The organism is Flavobacterium sp. LC2016-12, assembly GCF_015351595.1.
Lineage (GTDB): Bacteria > Bacteroidota > Bacteroidia > Flavobacteriales > Flavobacteriaceae > Flavobacterium.
The window spans coordinates 381052-401844 of sequence record NZ_JADKPT010000001.1 but is presented as its reverse complement, the minus strand read 5'-3'; the positions used below and the strand labels follow the sequence as shown (position 1 = coordinate 401844).

20 protein-coding genes are annotated in these 20793 nt (G+C 33.1%); 17 read left to right on the top strand and 3 right to left on the bottom strand.

Annotation, left to right across the window (positions count from 1 at the left end):
- Window positions 1-57 precede the first annotated feature (57 nt).
- The gene (locus IRZ99_RS01715) at window positions 58-669 is read right to left on the bottom strand and encodes an NUDIX hydrolase (protein ID WP_194655622.1); all 612 of its coding nucleotides are present in this window, start codon (window positions 667-669) and stop codon (window positions 58-60) included.
- Between the two features lie 7 nt (window positions 670-676).
- Here IRZ99_RS01715 and pyrE point away from each other — a divergent pair, with 7 nt between their 5' ends.
- The 3 genes from pyrE to IRZ99_RS01700 all read left to right on the top strand — a co-directional run bounded on the left by pyrE (window position 677) and on the right by IRZ99_RS01700 (window position 2749).
- Window positions 677-1321 carry an orotate phosphoribosyltransferase gene (gene pyrE / locus IRZ99_RS01710; RefSeq protein ID WP_026982211.1) on the top strand — a complete coding sequence of 215 codons (645 nt, stop codon included), beginning with the start codon at window positions 677-679 and terminating at the stop codon, window positions 1319-1321.
- A 119-nt stretch (window positions 1322-1440) separates the two neighbouring features.
- On the top strand, window positions 1441-1833 hold the full coding sequence (locus IRZ99_RS01705) for an SRPBCC family protein (RefSeq protein WP_194655621.1): 393 nt from the start codon (window positions 1441-1443) through the stop codon (window positions 1831-1833).
- Window positions 1834-2092: 259 nt separating this feature from the next.
- The gene (locus tag IRZ99_RS01700) at window positions 2093-2749 is read left to right on the top strand and encodes a hypothetical protein (protein WP_194655620.1); all 657 of its coding nucleotides are present in this window, start codon (window positions 2093-2095) and stop codon (window positions 2747-2749) included.
- Window positions 2750-2822: 73 nt separating this feature from the next.
- Here IRZ99_RS01700 and IRZ99_RS01695 read toward each other — a convergent pair whose 3' ends face one another.
- On the bottom strand, window positions 2823-3563 hold the full coding sequence (locus tag IRZ99_RS01695) for a biotin--[acetyl-CoA-carboxylase] ligase (RefSeq protein WP_194655619.1): 741 nt from the start codon (window positions 3561-3563) through the stop codon (window positions 2823-2825).
- A 93-nt stretch (window positions 3564-3656) separates the two neighbouring features.
- Between IRZ99_RS01695 and rsfS the strand changes: the two genes are divergently transcribed.
- The 7 genes from rsfS (at window position 3657) to IRZ99_RS01660 (ending at window position 9287) form a co-directional block, all read left to right on the top strand.
- Window positions 3657-4028 (top strand): ribosome silencing factor, encoded by a 372-nt coding sequence (rsfS, locus tag IRZ99_RS01690; protein WP_007809313.1) that lies wholly within the window; start codon window positions 3657-3659, stop codon window positions 4026-4028.
- Window positions 4029-4043: 15 nt separating this feature from the next.
- On the top strand, window positions 4044-5969 hold the full coding sequence (gene ftsH / locus IRZ99_RS01685; protein ID WP_072971201.1) for an ATP-dependent zinc metalloprotease FtsH: 1926 nt from the start codon (window positions 4044-4046) through the stop codon (window positions 5967-5969).
- Window positions 5970-6082: 113 nt separating this feature from the next.
- Entirely contained in the window at window positions 6083-6691 is a 609-nt protein-coding gene (locus IRZ99_RS01680) for a lactate utilization protein B/C (protein ID WP_072971202.1), read from the top strand.
- A 1-nt stretch (window position 6692) separates the two neighbouring features.
- Window positions 6693-7583 (top strand): phosphatidate cytidylyltransferase, encoded by an 891-nt coding sequence (locus tag IRZ99_RS01675; protein WP_194655618.1) that lies wholly within the window; start codon window positions 6693-6695, stop codon window positions 7581-7583.
- Window positions 7573-8226 (top strand): phosphatidylserine decarboxylase family protein, encoded by a 654-nt coding sequence (locus IRZ99_RS01670; RefSeq protein ID WP_194655617.1) that lies wholly within the window; start codon window positions 7573-7575, stop codon window positions 8224-8226. Before IRZ99_RS01675 ends, IRZ99_RS01670 begins: the two co-directional genes overlap by 11 nt.
- On the top strand, window positions 8227-8496 hold the full coding sequence (locus tag IRZ99_RS01665) for an acyl-CoA-binding protein (RefSeq protein ID WP_194655616.1): 270 nt from the start codon (window positions 8227-8229) through the stop codon (window positions 8494-8496). It abuts the gene before it with no gap.
- 8 nt (window positions 8497-8504) lie between these two features.
- Window positions 8505-9287, top strand: coding sequence for a superoxide dismutase (locus IRZ99_RS01660; protein WP_194655615.1), 783 nt, complete (start codon window positions 8505-8507; stop codon window positions 9285-9287).
- Between the two features lie 54 nt (window positions 9288-9341).
- Here IRZ99_RS01660 and IRZ99_RS01655 read toward each other — a convergent pair whose 3' ends face one another.
- Window positions 9342-11213, bottom strand: a complete 1872-nt coding sequence (locus IRZ99_RS01655; RefSeq protein ID WP_194655614.1) for an alpha-amylase family glycosyl hydrolase — start codon at window positions 11211-11213, stop codon at window positions 9342-9344.
- A gap of 339 nt (window positions 11214-11552) precedes the next feature.
- On the opposite strand from IRZ99_RS01655, the gene IRZ99_RS01650 reads away from it, so the two are divergent.
- From IRZ99_RS01650 to IRZ99_RS01620, 7 genes are all read left to right on the top strand, one after another.
- Window positions 11553-13238 carry an OstA-like protein gene (locus IRZ99_RS01650; RefSeq protein WP_194655613.1) on the top strand — a complete coding sequence of 562 codons (1686 nt, stop codon included), beginning with the start codon at window positions 11553-11555 and terminating at the stop codon, window positions 13236-13238.
- 187 nt (window positions 13239-13425) lie between these two features.
- Entirely contained in the window at window positions 13426-14622 is a 1197-nt protein-coding gene (locus tag IRZ99_RS01645; protein ID WP_194655612.1) for an aspartate aminotransferase family protein, read from the top strand.
- Between the two features lie 212 nt (window positions 14623-14834).
- On the top strand, window positions 14835-16232 hold the full coding sequence (locus tag IRZ99_RS01640; protein ID WP_194655611.1) for a tetratricopeptide repeat protein: 1398 nt from the start codon (window positions 14835-14837) through the stop codon (window positions 16230-16232).
- Entirely contained in the window at window positions 16232-16981 is a 750-nt protein-coding gene (locus IRZ99_RS01635) for a shikimate dehydrogenase (RefSeq protein ID WP_072971211.1), read from the top strand. Before IRZ99_RS01640 ends, IRZ99_RS01635 begins: the two co-directional genes overlap by 1 nt.
- A 67-nt stretch (window positions 16982-17048) precedes the next feature.
- The gene (locus tag IRZ99_RS01630; RefSeq protein WP_194655610.1) at window positions 17049-17798 is read left to right on the top strand and encodes a lipid A phosphoethanolamine transferase; all 750 of its coding nucleotides are present in this window, start codon (window positions 17049-17051) and stop codon (window positions 17796-17798) included.
- Window positions 17799-18091: 293 nt separating this feature from the next.
- On the top strand, window positions 18092-20080 hold the full coding sequence (locus IRZ99_RS01625) for a DUF349 domain-containing protein (RefSeq protein WP_194655609.1): 1989 nt from the start codon (window positions 18092-18094) through the stop codon (window positions 20078-20080).
- A 245-nt stretch (window positions 20081-20325) separates the two neighbouring features.
- Window positions 20326-20742, top strand: coding sequence for an OsmC family protein (locus tag IRZ99_RS01620; RefSeq protein ID WP_194655608.1), 417 nt, complete (start codon window positions 20326-20328; stop codon window positions 20740-20742).
- The last annotated feature ends 51 nt before the right edge of the window (window positions 20743-20793 follow it).

Below are 20793 nucleotides of genomic sequence, written 5' to 3'. Positions count from 1 at the left end.
CGAAGCGTTGCAATAAAGTCTTATCTTGCCTCTTGCTTCTAACATCTTGCCTCTAACCTACTCTTCAACAGAAATCTTACTTTCCTCTTCAAAAAGCAATTTAATGTTTTCGTACGAGTTTTTCAAAGCTTCTTTAATTTGTTCCGGATTTAGCCAGGCCACTTTTTCGATACCTTCTTCGATCTGACCTTGCGGTATTCCTTCAAAATCAGAAAACATTTCGAACCAATGCGTGATTTTCAGTTTGTATTTTCCGTTACGTTTAAAAACGTGATACGTTTTTTGGAGTTTATTGGTGATTCGGAGTTTGCCAACGCCGGTTTCTTCTTCGACTTCGCGCATGGCAGTGTTTTCAATTTCCTCGCCTTTTTCGATTCCGCCCTTTGGTAAATCCCATTTTCCGTTTCTGAAAATGAATAAAACTTCTCCATTTTTATTGTACACAAAGCCTCCACCCGCTTTACTAACAGGGATTTTAGCTTTGAGAGTCTTCATAATCTCTCTTTCGTCGGGATGATATAAATAAGCCTTTTGAATTTTATTTTGAAAAATTTTCACTATAAGCTGTTCAATATCAATACTCTCCAACAGGAACAATTGAAAATTAGTCTCTCTTGAGATTTCATTTGTCAAAAAAAGTGGTTTGTCGTTCACAAAAACTTTATACATTTGTATTATGATTTTTAATAAAGATACTGCCGAAAAAACAGCCGAATTGCTTTTGCAAATAAATGCAATTAAATTGAATCCAGAAAATCCTTTTACATGGGCTTCTGGATGGAAATCGCCTATTTATTGTGATAATAGGTTAATTCTTTCATTTCCGATCATCCGAAATTACGTTCGTGATGAATTTGCGAAAAACATTGAAAAACAATTTGGAAAACCAGATGTTATTGCCGGTGTTGCCACTGGAGCTATTGGAATTGGAATTCTTGTTGCTGAAAGCCTTGGATTGCCCTTTGTATATGTGCGCCCTGAAGCAAAAAAACATGGGAGACAGAACCAGGTTGAAGGTTTTTTACAAAAAGGACAAAATGTAGTTGTAGTTGAGGATTTAATTAGTACCGGAAACAGCAGTTTGATGGCTGTTGAAGCTTTACGAAATGAAGGTGCTAATATTAAAGGAATGGCTGCGATTTTTACCTACGGTTTTGGTGTGGCCGAAGAAAACTTCAAAAGCGCAAATATTGATTTATATACGCTAAGCAATTATGAAAATTTATTGGAACTAGCAGTTCAAAAACAATATATTACAGAAGAGCAACAATCTACTTTACAAGAATGGAATGCAATTCCATCAACTTGGGGACAGGATTAATTTTAGATTTTAGATTTTAGATTAGATCTAGCTTTGCGAACTTTGTGTTTATAATAAATTTACAATATTAAGAGAACCTTTGCGCCCTTTGCGGTTAAAAAAAAAATAAAAAATAAAATATGAACTTAGAAAGTCCAAAAGTTACTGTTCAGAAATCAGCTCAAGATCTATTTGATCAATTATCTGATGTTAAGAATTTTGAAAAATTAATGCCGGATAATATCGCTAAATTTGAAGTGATTGGCGAAGATGCTTTTATTTTTGGATTGAAAGGTATGCCGGAAATAAAACTAAAAATGAAGGAAAAAACAGCGCCAAACAAAATTGTTTTGGGAGCTGCAAGTGATAAACTTCCTTTTACTTTGGTTTCAAACATCGATAGCGTTTCAGATTCATCAAGTGAAGTACAACTTTTCTTTGAAGGAGAATTCAACGCTATGATGGCGATGATGATCAAAGGACCAATTAGTAAATTCATTGAAACTTTGGCTAACAATATGACTAAACTTTAATAATGGTTAATTATTAATTGTGAATTATAAATGAAAGCCTGATCTTATGATTGGGCTTTTTTTTTGTTGCACGAAGGCACTAAGACACAAAGTTTTTTTACACTTTATCACTTCCATAAACCTCTGAGCCTTTGTTGCTATGAACCTTTGAACCTTCAAAAAAACAATTCATCCTTAAAAACCAACAATTGGGAATTATAAATTATAGCAGAAAAAATAATTAATCGAAGTTTGACCCATAAAACTAACACAAACTATAATGGAAACTACGATTAAGATTTTAATTTACATTCACGCTTTTTTTGGAGGAATTGGTTTAATGACCGGAATTGGAAGTGTTTTGGTTAAAAAAGGAAGCGCATTACATAAAAAAATGGGAAAATTATTCTCTATCGGAATGACTACAAGTTGTCTAATTTCTCTTCCTATTTGCTGGCTTCCCGGTCATCAAAACATATTTCTATTCCTAATTGGATTATTTACTATTTATCTTGTAATCTCAGGAAACAGGACTTCTTCTTTCAAACACAAATTAAAAGCCGATTTTATGGATAAATTAATTTCAGGAAGTATGTTGTTCTTCTCTGTGGTAATGATTTCTATCGGTTTTTACTGCCAGTTAAATTCAATTGAAAATGGCATATTGTTTACTTTCTTCGGCGGATTTGGACTTTATATGACTGTAAAAGACTTTATATTTTTCAAGAATGTTTCCGAATACAGGAAAAAGTGGCTTTCCAAACATATTGGAAAAATGGTTGGCGCTTTAATCGCCTCAATTACTGCTTTTATCGTTGCCGGAATGGGAATTGGTAATTTAATTTCATGGATGATGCCTTCTGTTTTAGGAACAATTTATATCGTTTACTGGAACAGAAAAATAGCACCAAAAAAAGAAAATCTAGTCAAAGTCTAATCTGCCACAAAGGCACTAAGGCACAAAGTTTTTAAAACCTCTGAACCTTTGTAACTCTTAACCTTTGAACCTCTCAGTAAAGCATTTGAACTTCCTTAATATCAAACTCGGAAACAGAATCGTCTTCAAGCAGAATTTGAATTTTTCCGAATGAAGAAACGCCTTGTATTATTCCCATGAAATTTTGTCCGTAAGCTTCAGTAGAAAGGTTTTTAAAGGGCATTGGAATACCTTTTCGGAATAAAGTATTAAAATATTCTTTCCAGAAAATAGCCGAGTTTAATTCCCAGTATTCTATTTTCTGCTGTATTTTTTCAATAATTAAAGCAGGCAGCAATTCCTTGTCAAAAGCATGTCCTAAAATAACAGCCAAAGAAGACGCGTTTGGCAATTCTTTAAAATTTGTTTGATTTACATTTAGTCCTAATCCAACTACTGACACGATCCTGCCATCGCTTTTGATGGTATTCTCGATTAGTATGCCACCAATCTTTTTATTGTATGACATAATGTCGTTAGGCCATTTTATACTTAAATCAGGAATATTTAATGATTTTAAAACCTCAATTACAGACAAGGAAACGATTAGACTCAAATTAAAAACCTGTTCATTATTATAAAGAAAATCCTTGACCAAGGCACTCATAATTAAGTTTTTACCTGATTCTGATTCCCACTTCGCCCCCATTTGCCCCTTGCCTTTTGTCTGATTTTCAGCTGTTACCACGGTAAAATTATCAAGTTCATCCTGGCTTGATAATGCCTTGAGAAAGTCGTTTGTCGAATCTATGGCATCGAGTTTGATTAGTTTCATTCAAGTAATTTAAATAACTTAATTTAATATTTTGTTAAGGTTCAAAAATAATCACAAATTTTGGTAACTTTACAAATTCATATAAAATAATTCATGGCGAAAAAGACTATTAATAATGATGTTCTACTGGCGAACATAATAAAGGGGATTGAAGAAGTAAAAGGAAATGATATTGATATTCTTGACTTAAGAGAAATAGACACGGCTGTTTGTGACTATTTTGTCATTTGCAACGGAAGCTCTAACACTCAAGTTAACGCCATTGTAAACTCAATCCAAAAAACAGTATCTAAAGATTTAAAAGATAAACCGTGGCATGTAGAAGGAACCGATAACGCGGAATGGGTTCTTATGGATTATGTGCACATCGTGGTACATGTTTTCCAAAAACACATTCGTGAATACTATAATATCGAAAGCCTTTGGGGTGACGCCAAAATAACTACAATCGAAAACAAATACTAAAGAAAATTTTTTCTAATGGCTAAAGATAATAATCCAAATCCGAGTAAATTTAAAATAAGTCCTTGGTTAATATATACCGCAATACTTCTAGTTTTTTTATTTATAAGTTTTGCAACCGGAGGATCTAACTTAAGCGAACCTGCTCAATTAACTTCTTCTAAATTCAATGTTTTATTAGAAAAAGGTCAAATTGAAAAAGTGATCGTTTATAATAAAGCTGAAGCTGAAGTTTATTTAACTGCCGCTGCCCTTAAAGATGCAGCTAATAAAAAGGTAGCAAAGGACATGTTTGACAGAGTAAACAAAGGTCCACACTATACTTTAGAAATTGGTAACGACCAGATTTTTCAAACTAAACTTGAAAAAGCTGTAGGCGAAGGCAAACTAAAAGATTTTAATTTTTTACAGAAAAACAATTGGAGCGACATTTTAATCAGTCTGCTTCCAATCATCATCATTATTGGTGTATGGATTTTCATTATGCGTAAAATGTCAGGCGGCGCTGGTGGCGGTGGCGGACAAATTTTCAACATTGGAAAATCGAAAGCTAAATTATTTGATGAAAAAACAGATATCAAAACAACATTTAAAGATGTTGCTGGTCTAGAAGGTGCAAAAGAAGAAATACAAGAAATTGTAGAATTCCTTAAAAACCCTGAAAAATACACCAATCTTGGAGGTAAAATTCCAAAAGGAGCTTTACTTGTAGGACCTCCGGGAACTGGTAAAACTTTATTAGCTAAAGCTGTTGCCGGTGAAGCACAGGTACCTTTCTTCTCATTATCAGGTTCTGATTTCGTAGAAATGTTTGTAGGAGTTGGTGCTTCACGTGTTCGTGACTTATTCAAACAAGCAAAAGAAAAATCGCCTGCTATCATTTTCATCGATGAGATTGATGCTGTTGGTAGAGCGAGAGGAAAAAGCAATATGTCAGGCGGAAATGACGAAAGAGAAAACACTTTGAACCAACTATTGACAGAAATGGATGGTTTTGGCACAAACTCTAACGTAATCGTTTTGGCTGCAACCAACAGGGCTGATGTTCTTGACAAAGCTTTAATGCGTGCGGGACGTTTTGACAGACAAATTTTTGTTGACTTACCAGACATTCGCGAAAGAGCTGAAATCTTTAAAGTTCACTTAGCTCCTATCAAAAAAATCGAAGGTCTTGATTTAGATTTCTTAGCAAAACAAACTCCAGGATTCTCTGGTGCTGATATTGCAAACGTTTGTAACGAAGCTGCCTTAATTGCTGCACGTAACAACAAAACTGCAGTTGACAGACAAGATTTCCTTGATGCTGTTGACAGAATCATTGGTGGTCTTGAAAAGAAAAACAAAATCATTACTCCGGAAGAGAAAAGAGCAATTGCAATTCACGAAGCGGGTCACGCGACTGTAAGCTGGATGTTAGAGCATGCTGCACCCCTTATAAAAGTAACAATTGTTCCTCGTGGACAAAGTTTAGGAGCTGCATGGTACTTGCCGGAAGAAAGACAAATTGTAAGAACAGATCAAATGTTAGACGAAATGTGTGCTACTATGGGAGGAAGAGCTGCTGAAAAAGTGACTTTTGACCGAATTTCGACTGGTGCGCTAAGCGATTTAGAAAAAGTTACACGTCAGGCTCGTGCTATGGTAACGATTTACGGTTTGAATGAAAAAATCGGAAACGTGACTTATTATGATTCAAGCGGACAAAGTGAGTACAACTTCTCTAAACCGTATTCTGATGAAACTGCAAAAGTTATTGACAAAGAAATTTCAGAATTAATTGAAGGTCAATACCAAAGAGCAATTCAAATCTTAGAAGAGAACAAAGACAAGTTAAATCAGCTTGCTGATATACTAATAGAAAAAGAAGTTATTTTTAAAGATGACTTAGAAACAATTTTCGGAAAACGTACTTTTGACAAAAATCTGGAAGAAGTGGTTTCGTAAATTATTCAGAAATATGTAATATTTTTTAAAATCTTAATTCAAAATAGCCTTTTGAATTAAGATTTTTTTATCTTTGAACGTTTTCAATTAACATGTAAAGTATTTCATATAAAATGAATTTTTTCAAAAAAATATTTGGTTCTAGCGACGCCGCATCTGACGAAGAACATGAAAGCGAATATGGAGGAGGAAATCCAATTCCGAACAGTCATTTATCTATTGACGAGCAATTCATTTTCAATTTCAAGAAAAATGGTGGTAAATTTTTGTATTGTGAAAACAAACAGGAAGTTGCAGAACAATTTGAAAACATTTTAGAAGAAAACGATTGGTTCGAAAACGAAGTTTTATGTTACGAACCGGGTCTTTTTCATTTACTGGAGGAGAACAAACTTATTTATGTTTCACCAAGAGCTCCTAAATTTTTACTAGCTTCTTGTGAAAACCTTATAGCCGATGAAGGTTCTATTTTATTTTCATCAAAACAAATCAGACAGGACAAACCAAATGAATTGCCGGCAAATATCGTTATTATAGCCACGACCAGCCAGATCTTACCAATGAAAAGCGACGGATTAAGTGCTATTAAAAGAAAATACGAAAGAGACTACCCTACCAATATTACTACAATAAAATATTTCGAAAAAGCAAAAGAGGAAGATTTTACACAATACGGAAGCGTTGCAAAAAATCTTTATTTACTGCTTTTAGAAGACCTTTAAGATGAACGAAACACTCAAGAGAACCATTTCTGGTGCTGTTTATATCGCTTTATTATTAACTGCAATTTTGTTTTCAACTGAAAGCTTTATCATCCTTTTTGGTCTTTTCTTAATAATTACAATTTATGAGTTTTGCAGTTTAGTAAATCTTAGCAAAATCTTTTCTATTCTTTTTGGTATTCTGTTATACAGTACAATTCTGTTAATCAGTCATTACAACAAGGAGACTACTTTGTTTTTAAACACTACATTCAATTCAGACTTAGTTTTAAATACTAATATCCAGCAATTAGATCTTGTGCTGCTGGCTGTAACATTAGTAATTTCTATAAAGTGTATTTTGTTTTTGTTTTATGACAATATTCAAAGTGTCAGTACATCTTCAAAATATTTATATTTATTAGGATATATTGTATTACCATTTATATTTATTGTTAAAATTTCTTTTGGTACCAATGATTATAATCCAAAAATTATTCTTGGTTTATTCATCTTAATCTGGACCAATGACACTTTTGCTTATCTAGTCGGAAAATCGATGGGAAAACATAAATTATTTGAACGTGTTTCTCCTAAAAAAACTATTGAAGGTTTTATTGGCGGTGTTGTATTTGCAGCTTTTGCAGGATTTTTAATTTCTAAATTATACATTCAGCCAAAACCTGAATTTAGCAGTAAATCTATTTTGATCTGGACGATAATTGCTTTAATTGTAAGCATTTTTGGCACCATTGGAGATTTGATTGAATCAAAATTTAAAAGAATTGCCGGTGTAAAGGACAGCGGCTCCATAATGCCAGGCCATGGAGGTATCTTAGATCGACTAGATAGTGTTATATTTGTAGCACCAATTATATTTTTATTTTATCAAATTTTATATTATGTTTCATAAAGAGGGAGGCCCATCCATTTTATTAGGTACTGTTTTTGCAGTTGCTGTTATTTTAATAGCTGAAAAATTTATTGATATCAATTGGCTAAGAATTTTAGTTCAAATAGCTGGATTAGCTGTATTGATTATTATTCTGCAATTTTTCAGAAATCCAAAAAGAATCGCAATCAGAAACAGCGATCACATTCTTGCTCCGGTTGACGGAAAAGTTGTGGTTATTGAAGAAGTTTATGAAGGTGAATTTTTTAAAGACAAACGTTTACAGGTTTCTATTTTTATGTCACCAATAAACGTACACGTTACGCGTTATGCTATGGACGGAATTATCAAATTCAGTAAATATCATCCGGGTAAATTTTTGGTTGCATGGCATCCAAAAGCAAGTGAAGAAAACGAAAGAACCACTGTTGTTATTGAAAACGAAACTTTTGGCCAGATACTATACAGACAAATTGCCGGTGCCTTAGCACGTAGAATTGTAAACTACGCACAAGAAGGAATGCAGGTTGTTCAGGGTACTGATGCAGGTTTCATTAAATTTGGTTCAAGAGTAGATTTATTTTTACCTTTAGGTACCCAAATTAATGTAGAATTGAATCAAAAAGCAATTGGTGGAAAAACCATTATCGCTACAAAAGCATAAATGACCAAAAAAGATTTAGATACTCGTTTTTCAGAGGCTGTAGAAACTGCTTTAAAAATGACCCAGTCGTCACTGCCACAAGATGTGCAGCTAAGACTGTATGCTTATTATAAACAGGCTACTTTTGGCACAGCAGTATACAACCAATCTGAGAACTTTGATTTACGTGATGCATTTAAAACAAATGCATGGATGCAAATTAGTCATATATCCATTGACGAAGCAAAGGAAAATTACATTGAAATCATAAATTCTCTAACATCAAAATAAATTACATTATGAAGAAAAATTTTACTCGCTTTGGCATTTTAACTTCATTCTTCGTATTATTTTCTTGTAATGATAGCAATAAATTAACCGAAGTTGTTGAAGTTCCTCTACCAACAAAAGAAGAGAAAATAACAATTGGAACACCTGAAGAAGTAAAAGCCGATCCAGGTTCATTTGAACTTACAAAATTGACTTTTCCTTATGATGGATTAGCACCTGACATACGTTCTCTAACTTTAGAAACACATTATTCGAAACATTATTTAACCTATACGAATAATTTAAACAAAGAAATTGTTTCGACGGAATTTGAAAACATGCCAATTGAAGATATTCTGAAAAAAATGGATCTTAGTAATGCAAAGCTTCGTCAAAACGCAGGAGGATATTACAATCATACCATGTATTTTAATCTTTTGACGCCAAAAGAACAAACTCCTAAAGACACTTTAGCTGGTTCTATCAATAAAGAATTTGGTTCCTTTAATAATTTAACGAACCAATTTAAAGCTATGGCCACCAAACAATTTGGTTCGGGATGGGTTTGGTTAGTTGTTGACAGATATGGAAAACTCCAAGTGACACTTACAGGAGATCAGGATAATCCGTTAATGAAAAACGCCTTGATTCCCGGAACTCCAATTATGGGAATTGATTTATGGGAACATGCTTATTATCTAGATTACCAAAATAGAAAAGGAACTTATATCGATGCTTTTTACAAACATGTTAACTGGGAGAAAGTAAACGAAAATTATAAAGAGGCTTTGAAGAAAGTCAAAAAAGTATAAAAAAAAGCTGATACAAAATGTATCAGCTTTTTTTACGTCTTCTAATGTCAAATATTATTTCAATTCGTAAATAAAGGATTCTGAAGGAGCAATTTTTACTTTTGCAATTCCTTCTCCATTAATAACTTTTAACTTAACAGAATTCATTCGATAAAGCTGATCTGTCAATTGATATTCGCTATCTTTTAAATTCCATTTTGAAATAACATCAGAAGGAACCTTTAATTCAAATTCACTTGTTTTTTCAGAAGAGAAATTCACAACAACAATTAGTTTTTGCTTTTCGGACCAACGCACATACGAATAAATAGAATCGTCATAACCTGCGTTATTCTGACGGTTTACAGACTGAATTTCCTGATAGCTTCCCATCAAAGCTGAACTATTAATTGAAAAATTCAGCAAACGCTTATAAAAATCACGTAAATTTTTCTCTGAATCAGAAAGTTGTCCTCCATCAAATTTTCCTTCATTCATCCATTTTTGATGATTGGGCACTCCTATATAATCAAAAATAGAAGTTCTGGAATGCGTTCCGAAACCTGCATTTTCATTTCCGGCCTCTCCTACTTCCTGACCAAAATAAACCATTGTTGGTGATGTACTTATTGTAGTTGAAACAACCATTAAAGGTTTTCCTCGTTCTGGTGTTCCTGCAAATTCAGGACTTGCCAAACGTTGCTCATCATGATTATCCAAAAAATGAAGCATATGATGCTCAATATCTGACATTCCCTTTTGAATATCTGATAAACCGTCTGGTGATGATTTTCCTTTTATGACATCTTTCAACTTATCGTAAGTTTCTACTTTATCATATAAATAATCCATCTTTCCTAAACGAATATAATTACGATATTCATTTGGATTGTAAACTTCTGCCAACAAAAAAGCATTTGGATTTTTCATCTTAATAGCGGAATTCATATAGCTCCAGAACTCGTATGGAACCATTTCGGCCATATCATAACGAAAACCGTCAACCCCTTTTGCTGTCCAGTACAAAGCAATAGATTTAAACTTTTTCCATGAATCAGGCACATCTTTATCCTGCCAAAAAGCAAAATGTTCCTGATAAGATTTTTGATCAAATCCAGCCGGAAGTTCAGGAAAGTCTTTCGAACCATCGGGACGAATTCCGTAATTTACTTTTACCGTTTCGTACCAATCATTTTGATCCGGTTTCACTTTCCTGGAACCATTACCTGTCCATTTTGCTGGATTTTCATCAAAGACACCATCAACTAATGGATTCTTTTCACCATTTAATGGTACATCTCCATCTGGAATTTGAAAATGCTCTTTTGGAATATAATAGAAATTATTATCTCTTTTATACTCCACATTTACATCGTCATCAGCTCCAAAATCCCTAACTCCTGCCGGATTATTTTTTCCCTCATACTTTCGCGCAATATGATTGGGTACAATATCAATAATAAGCTTCAAACCTGCTTTGTGTGTACGAGCAATTAATGCTTCAAATTCCTGTAATCGATTTGCAGGATTTACTGCTAAATCAGGATTTACATTATAATAATCTTTAACCGCGTAAGGTGATCCCGCACGGCCTTTCACTACTTCAGGATCATCATTTGAAATTCCGTAAACGGTATAATCCCTAACTAATGCATGGTGAGGAACGCCGGTATACCAAATATAGGTCACTCCTAAATCTTTGATTTCATGAAGTGCAGTATCTGTAAAATCATTAAACTTTCCGACTCCATTTTCTTCAATGGTTCCCCATGGTTTATTCGTTGTCTTTTTATTTCCAAATAAGCGTGTAAAAACCTGATACACTACAATTTTCTTTTCTGTAGCAATTTCTTCCTTAGACGTATTCATTTTCAAATCTTTTGTTTTACATGCCGAAAACAGCACGGTTACAGCCATTCCTGCAACTATAATTTTTTTATTTATCATACTCTTATTTATAATCTGATCTTTTTTTGAGGCTTTATAATTAAATTATTCCTTCAAAACCATTTTCTAAATTTAATCTAATTTTTAAAATTCAACTCAAATTCAATTCAATTTCTCAAAAAATGGATTAACAAGGATCTACTACAACGTGAGAGTGCTTTATTTTGTTGATAATTAAAAGCTTCATAAGAGCAAAGGTTCAAACGAACAGACTGCAAATACTTAAAGAAACCTTTGAACCTTTGCCCCTCTGAAGCTTTGTATCTAAAAAATATAAATTAATCCTAATATCCATGAAGGTTGTATCCTTTTTCATAAATTTGACAAAAATTTAATCAATTGAAGAAATCACTCTTTTTCATATCTTATTGTTTGTTTCTATTAAGTGCTCAAACCATTTTTGCTCAGGCACCCAAAAAAATTATTGTAGAAAATGCCGATTTTTCTGATGTCGATCAAGTAGCAGCACCAGATGCCCTTTTACTTACAGGAAATGTCAAAATAAATCATGATGGCGTTGTACTGACATGTAATAAAGCTTATTTTTTTCAAAAAGAAAATTATCTAAAAGCTTTTGGTAATGTACAATTGGTTCAGGGCGATACTTTGTTTTTAAACAGTAAATATGCTGAATATAACGGAAATATGAAAAAGGCATTTGCGACAGGAAATGCTGTAATGACTTCTCCTGATGCAACTTTACAAACGGATACTATTAATTTTGACCGTAATGTTCAGGAAGTTTTTTACAATACAAAAGGTACAATCGTTAACAAAGACAATACACTAGTTAGTAAGTCAGGTAGGTATTATGTAGCCGAAAAAAAGTTTCAGTTTTTGACCGAGGTAACGCTAACGAATCCTAAATATGTAGTAAAATCAAATCACTTAGATTATTATAGTAATTCAGGACATACTTACTTACTTGGACCTTCAACAATTACAAGTAAAGCCAACTATATTTATACGGAAAAAGGTTTTTATGATACCAAAAAAAACCTCGCGCATTTTCTCAGAAAATCTTATATTAAATACGATGATCGACTTATAGAAGGTGACAGCTTGTATTATAACCGGAATATCGAATTTGCATCAGCAACGCGAAATGTAAAAATTACCGATTCCATAAATCGTGGAATTGTAAAAGGACATTATGCCGAAATTTACAAACTGAAAGATTCTATGTTTGTGACGAAAAGAGCTGTAGCAGTTAACTTTGTTGAGAACGATTCAGTTTACATTCACGGAAAAAAATTAATGGTTACCGGAAAAGAAGGTGAACGAATCCTGAGAGCTTTTAACAATGTTCGTTTTTTTAAGGTTGATATGAGTGGAAAATGTGATTCTATACATTCAAACTCCAAAACGGCTTTGACAAAATTAATAGGAAATCCTATTTTATGGAATGGAGACAGCCAGATTACCGGAGATGTCATGCATTTAATTGGTGACAATACTACCAAAAAACTAGATTCATTAAAGGTGCTCAATAACACTTTTCTGGTCTCGCGGGATACACTCGGAACCGGATTTAATCAGGTAAAAGGGCTCAATTTATTTGGAAAATTCAGGGATGGTAAACTTCACGATGTTGATGTCATCAAAAATACCGAAGTGATTTATTATATGCGAAATGACGCCAATGAGCTCATCGGAATTAATAAAAATGTCAGCAGTAAAATCAATCTTATTTTAGAGAATAATGCTATTGAAACGATTACTTTTTATAATAAAGTAGATGGCGATATATATCCAGAAGCTGATTTACCTGAAAATGCACGAAAATTAAGAGGTTTGGTCTGGCGTGGCGATGAAAGAATTAAATCGAAAGATGATATTTTTAGTGCTGAGGACAATGAAGAAAATGACAAACTAATTCAGCAAGGAAAAGACCAGGAAGCAAAAGATAAAGACGTCCCTATGAAAGTCAGAAAAGAGACGCGTGATTACGATAAAAAGAAACCTGCATTAAAAACAAGTACAGCTAAAGCGGATACGACAAAAACTGCCAAGGCTAAGAAGTAGTTTTCAGTCTCAGTCTCAGTTTTCAGCGTAAAGCTGTGTGGCCTTATTAAGACTCCAATCTCAGTTTATAGTACAAAAAAACTTTGCTCCCGATAACTATCGGGATTGCGGTTAAAATAAATCATTCGTAATTTTCAGTTTTCAGTCAACTTGAAACCTGAAACTTGAAACTTTTAAACAAATAACAGTGAATCCAGATTTTATAAAATACCAGGCACAAACTTCTCCTTATCCACTCGGAATGGAAGTTTCACACGCTATTGGCTCTTATATTTACGACACAAACGATAAAAAATATTTAGATTTTGTTGCCGGCGTATCGGCTTGCACGCTTGGACACCAGCATCCGAGAGTGAATCAGGCTATAAAAGATCAGTTAGATAAATATTCACATGTGATGGTTTATGGCGAATATTCACAAAGCCCAGCCGTTCAGTATTGTAAATTATTGGCTTCACTCCTACCAGAATCTCTTAATAAAACCTATTTAGTAAACTCAGGTACAGAAGCTATCGAAGGCGCGCTTAAATTGGCTAAACGAACAACAGGTCGTAGTCAGCTTATTTCGTGCCACAATGCTTATCATGGTAACACTATGGGATCGATGAGTGTAATGGGATTTGAAGAGCGTAAACAAGCTTTCCGTCCCTTGCTGCCAGATGTCGATTTTATTACTTTCAATAACGAAGCCGATTTACAAAAAATAACAACCCGAACTGCAGCAATTCTTTTAGAAACTATTCAGGGAGGTGCCGGATTTATTCAACCAGAAAACAACTTTTTACAGAAGGTACGAAAACGATGTGATGAAGTTGGAGCCATGATGATTGTAGACGAAATCCAACCTGGTTTTGGTAGAACAGGAAAACTTTTTGGCTTTCAAAATTACGATGTCATTCCTGATATTGTAGTGATGGGAAAAGGTATGGGTGGCGGCATGCCAGTTGGTGCTTTTACAGCTTCTGCAGAAAAAATGGATCTTTTAACAGAAAATCCGAAGTTAGGACATATTACAACTTTTGGTGGTCACCCTGTCATTGCGTCAGCTTGTTTGGCGACTTTGCAGGAATTAACTGAGACTAACATAATGCAGGAAGCCTTAGAGAAAGAAAAACTCTTTCGATCGCTTTTGGTACATCCTTTGATAAAGGAAGTTAGAGGAAAAGGATTAATGCTTGCTGCGATGACTGAAACAGCCGAAATAACCAATGAGGTTATTCTAAATTGTCAGGATAAAGGATTGATTTTATTCTGGTTGCTGTTTGAAGGATGCGCCATTCGAATTACACCGCCATTGACCATTTCTGAAGAAGAAATAAAAGAAGGTTGCGCTATAATTTTAAGCGTTATGGATAACATTGTGAAAAAACAGCAAGAAGCTTAAATTTAAAGCTATCAGAATTTGTTATCCGACAAAATAAAAATTAGAATAATAATCAAAATAATCTTTTAAATATCAGAAGATTATGACTAAAAACAGAATCGAAATTCTGTCCATATTGTTAATTAAATTGTTCAAAACAATTAATTTCCTTTCCCCACAACAATAATATGGTTGCCTAAATTTATAACAGGCTAATTTCAAATAAAGACAGTATGCAATTAAGCAACGAAGAAGAAGATTATAACCTATCCCTATCCAAATTTGAGTCAATGTTAAAAACTAACAAAGTACTCTTTTTTGATTCTGAAGAATTTGAAGAAATTATTCTTCATTACTTAGACATAGGCAAGGCTAATTTAGCAAAAAAGGCCTTAAAACTTGCATTAGACCAACATCCAAAATCTACAGGCTTAAAATTAGTACAAGTAGAAATGCTGGTTTACGACGACAAACTGGAGATTGCTGAAAAGCTTTTGAATGAGTTGTATGCAATTGAACCTAATAACGAGGAAATATACATCCAGAAAGCTAATATTTGTTCTAAAAGAGATCAACACGAAAAAGCGGTAGAATTGCTTAAAATCGCCTTGCAATATACTGACGACTACGCTGACGTGTACAACTTAATTGGAATGGAGTATCTTTTCATGGATAACCTTGAGATGGCAAAAGACAGTTTTATCAAATGTCTTGAAGAAGACTTAGAAGATCAATCTGCTTTATATAACGTAGTGTATTGTTTTGAATTTTTAGATCAAAATCAGGAAGCTATTGTTTATCTAAACGATTATATCAATAAAAACCCATATAGCGAAATCGCCTGGCATCAGCTTGGACGCTTGCATTATGGCGTAAAAGAATATGAAAATGCGATTCGTGCTTTTGATTATGCAACGTTAATCGATGACGAGTTTTTAGGCGCTTTCATGGAAAAAGCAAAAGCTTACGAGCGTTTGAAGAAATACGCTGAAGCAATTGAAAGCTACAACAGAACTATCGAATTAGACGATGCAACTTCATATGCACTATTGCGTATTGGAAAATGTTACGAAAAACTGGGAAATGCTGTAAAAGCACTTCAATATTACAACCAGACCGTTCATGAAGATCCTCTTTTAGACAAAGGATGGATTGCCATTACCGACTTTTATGTTCGCCAGAAAAACTTTCAGAAAGCATTATTTTTTGTCAACAAGGCTTTAGCAATTGACAATCAAAATCGTTTGTATTGGAAACGCTATGCAACGATCAACAAGCAAATGAACTTTTTTGAGGAAGCAGAATTTGGCTATAGAAAAGCAGTTGAATTTGGTGATTATGCTTTGGATACCTGGTTATATTGGGTTGACATCTTACAATTTTTAGGTGAATTCGAAAGCGCTATTCAAACCTTATTGCAAGCTTCAGAATACTTTCCGGAGGAAAACGAAATCGAATATCGTTTGGCAGGATTGTATTTCATGATTCAGGATAATACAAAAGCAAAATTCCATTTAAGCAATGGTTTACGTTTAAACTTTGACAATTATATTTTGATCGAAGATTTATTTCCTGTAGTCTGGACAAAAAAAATGGTAAAAAATTATATTGAAAAACATAGAAAACAATAATGATTGATATTTTAAAAAGACGTTTTGGCTTATTAGGGCGTAATATTAGCTACTCATTTTCAAAAGGATATTTTACAGAAAAATTTAGCGATGAAGTTTTTGTTGGTAACAGCTATGAAAATTTCGATATTTCTGAAATCAATCATTTTACCGGATTGCTAAAAAACAACCCAGATTTAAAAGGTTTAAATGTTACTATTCCTTACAAGGAACAAGTAATTCCTTATTTGGATAAACTATCAACAAAAGCAAAATTAATTGGTGCTGTTAATACCATTAAGTTTACCAAAAACGGAAAACTTAAAGGATACAACACAGATTATTATGGCTTCAAGAAATCATTAAAACCATTATTAGAACCACATCATAAAAAAGCACTAATTTTAGGAACAGGTGGTGCTTCAAAAGGTGTTGCATTTGCTCTTGATGAGCTTGATATTCCTTACACTTTTGTATCCAGAGAAGCTAAGGAGAACATCATTGATTATGATCTAATCAATGCGACGACTTTTGACAATTTCCAAATTATAATCAATTGTACTCCAGTGGGAACAAGTCCTAATATTGAGGCTTGTCCTGATTTGCCTTACGAGTTTTTTACTGACAAACATATTGCATACGATTTAATTTATAATCCTGCAGAGACACAGTTTATGAAAAATGCTAAAAAATACGGAGCAATTACTAAAAATGGATACGACATGCTTATTTTTCAAGCTGAAAAAGCGTGGAAAATATGGAATAAATAAAAAAAATCTTAACAAATAAAATGCTAAAGTAATTTTCGTAACTTAGTCTATTCATTAATAGGTAGTTATGAGAAAAATATACTTACTTTGTATTTTAATATTTCTAGGAATTACATCCGCAAAAGCGCAAGGGACAGAAGTCGAAGAAAAAATTCCATTTACTGAACCGCGTTTTCGTTATTATCTGCAAACTTTACTTTTTTACAACGAATACCTGGATACCAAAAATGGTTCGTTTAATACTACACAAGCACGTGCCTTAATTCCTATTGGGAGCAAGGCATGGAACTTAAGGTTTGACCTCCCTTTAGTATCCGCAAATACTAATGAGACAAACAAAACCGGGCTTGGAGATGTAGGTATGGGGATAAGTTATATCCCCTTTATGAAAAACAGCCAGGGCATTGCTCTAAGAGCAAGAGTTTATGCTAATTCCGCAGTAGATCCAGCATTTGGATCCGGAAAATGGGTAATTATGCCGGCCTTTTTTTATGGTAGATATTTTAATGAGAAAAAATTTCTGTGGATTTCCTCCTTTGAATACCAACAAAGTTTCGCTGGATCAAGTCAACGCAATGATATTAGCATTGGTGTTCTCGAAAGTGTATTATTCCATTTTTTTGGAAAAAACTGGATTGCAGGTGATGTAGCATTACGATATAATAGCACTATCAATGGCTACCAAAATAATGCATACGTTGAATATGGCAGAAAAATAACCCCAACAAATCTGATATATATTCATCCAAGTGTTGCATTTGGCGGAGATAAAACATACAATTACGGTATAGAAGCTGGTTTTCTAATTTTATTCTAGTTTACGAGTAATTCAAAAAATCTTCATCATACCATACTCTATCAATATCCGGAAAAAACAACCAATCTTCAGTTACGATATAAATTTATGACTGTTTTTCTTAAAACACTATTTATTCCTAATTTAAATAAACATTAAAAAATCAATAAAAAAAATCACATCATAATCGCAAATTCCTTGAATAAACATGAATTTAATCGTAAAATAGCGTATAAACAAAGGATTTATTTTGTATTTAGAAACACCTTTACTATCTTTCGCACTGTTTAAAATAAAAACCTTATACATTTAAAATGTTAGAAGAAAAGAATGATAACCTGCAAGAAGCAGATGGAAAATCAGGAATCGAAATAAGCGATTCTATACAAAATGATGCAATTGAAACATTGAGTTCTGAAGTAACTCCAGAAAATGAAATTTCACCTGAAACTGAAATAGAAAATACTGCAGAAACTGAAGAAACCAATCATCAAACAGCACTTGACGCTATAACAAATTCTAATGCTGAAGAAAGTGAAGATGAGACGCTAAAAGAGCGCCATGATTTTCCTATGCAGGATTATGATACTTTTTCTTTAGATGCCCTTGTTGATGAATTGAAAAAGCTTGTTAATACAGATAAAGTAATGTCTGTAAAAGATCATATCGAAGAAATTAAAAAATCATTTTTATTACAATACAATCATCTTATTGAGGAGAAAAAAGAGGAATTTAACACCTCGAAACAAGATCCAAACGAAGAATTTGAATATCATTCTCCGCTTAAATCTAAATTTGATGAATATTACAATATTTTCAGAGAAAAAAGGAATGCCCATTTTAAACATCTGCAAACCAACTTAAAATCAAATTTAGAGAATCGACTTGCTATTGTTGAGGAACTAAAAGAACTTATAAATCCGCAGGAAAACATTAAAGATACTCTAAAACATTTCAATGATTTAAGAGAACGATGGAAAAATGCCGGTGCAATCCCAAAAGATAAATACAATCACGTTTGGAATAATTATCATTTTCATGTAGAGAATTTCTATGATTACCTACATTTAGATCGTGAAGCAAGAGATTTAGATTTTAAATACAATCTTGATCAAAAACAAAAAATAATAGCTCGTGTTGAAGAATTAGTAAATGAAACTGATATCAGTAAAGCATTTAGAGAATTACAAGATTTACACAGAATCTGGAAAGAAGATATCGGACCTGTTTCTAAAGAACATCGCGATGCCATCTGGAATAAATTTAGCGAGCTAACTAAAAAAATTCATGATAAAAGAGAACTTTTATTTGAAAGTCAAAGAGCAAACGAGCAACAAAATCTTGAAGTTAAAAAAGGTATTATTGCTACACTTGAGGTTCTAGGAACAGAAAAGGTAGGTTCGCACTCGCAATGGCTTGTTCAAATACAAAAAGTTGAAGCGCTTCGAAATGAGTTTTTCGCTGCCGGAAAAGTTCCTTCTGAAGTAAACGAAGAAACCTGGGCTGCATTTAAGACTGCCGTTAGAAATTTTAATTCTTTTAAAAATTCATTTTATAAAGACATTAAAAAAGATCAAAACGACAATTTAAACAAAAAAATGGCTCTTGTTGCCAAAGCAAAAGAACTACAAGAGAGTACTGATTTTGGTGCTACTACTCCAATAATGAAACAAATTCAGGAAGAGTGGAAACAAATTGGTCATGTTCCAAAAAAATATTCAGATAAGATCTGGAAAGAATTCAAAGATGCTTGTAATCATTATTTCAACAAACTAAAAGAACATAAATCTGAGGAAAACGGAGACGAAGTAGCCGCTTTTGATAACAAAAAGGCATACTTAGATATTTTGAGAGCTTATCAGTTAACAGGAGATCATAAAACCGATTTAGACGCTATTAAATTACATATTGAAACCTGGAAAGGATATGGAAAAGTACCTTTTTCAAGACGCCATATCGAAGGAAAATTCAATAAAATTTTAGATGCACTTTTTGAAAAACTAAGTTTGAGTAAAAAAGAAACGGAGATGATGCGTTTTTCTAACAGAATTGATTCTTTATCTGAAAGTAATGATACACGTAAATTAGATAATGAAAAGATTTTCCTAATGCGTAAGATTGAAGAAGTTCAAAACGAAATTTTTCAGTTAGAGAATAATATTCAATTTTTCACGAATACTAAAAACGCGAAAAAAGAAAATTCGATTGTTCTTGAAGTCCGTAAAAACATCGCCATCCACAAGGAAAGCCTTGAAGTTTGGAAAGATAAATTAAAACAATTACGTAATTTAGGCCAGGAATAGATCTAATTTAATTTTAAAATACAAAGGAGTAATGAGAAAATTCATTGCTCCTTTTTTTTATTCATTTTTTTACCGCAAAGCACGTTAAGATTAGCTTTGCAAACTTGCACAAACCTTTTGCGCTTTTTGCGGTTAAACTCTCATCCCACCAAACTTAACATTGCTATACAATTTGATAAAACTATTTTGCAAAATATTGATTATATTTGATTATCAAAATATTACAAACCTTAATACATTATAAAATGAAATTTACAAGAAAAGCAAACGCCAACTGGAAAGGAACCGGTATGGAAGGAAAAGGAACTATTAGCACTCAAAGTACCACTTTAGATAATGCACAATTATCATTTAAAACAAGATTTGCAGATGGAGTAGGAACCAATCCTGAGGAACTTGTCGCTGCAGCGCATTCGGGCTGTTTTACAATGCAATTAAGCTTTTTATTGAATGAAGGAGGTTATACGGCAGATGATTTATCTACGGAAGCTACAGTAACTTTTGAAGATGGAACCATAACACTTATTCATTTGGACCTAAAAGGAAAAGTACCATCAATTTCAGCTGAAGAATTTGAAAAAACAGCTGCAAAAGCAAAAGAGATCTGTCCGATTTCTAAACTCTTAAATACAACAATTACATTATCTGCAACTTTAGTATAGAGAATTGTAATTTTTAAACATAAAAAAATCCCGTTTCATGAAACGGGATTT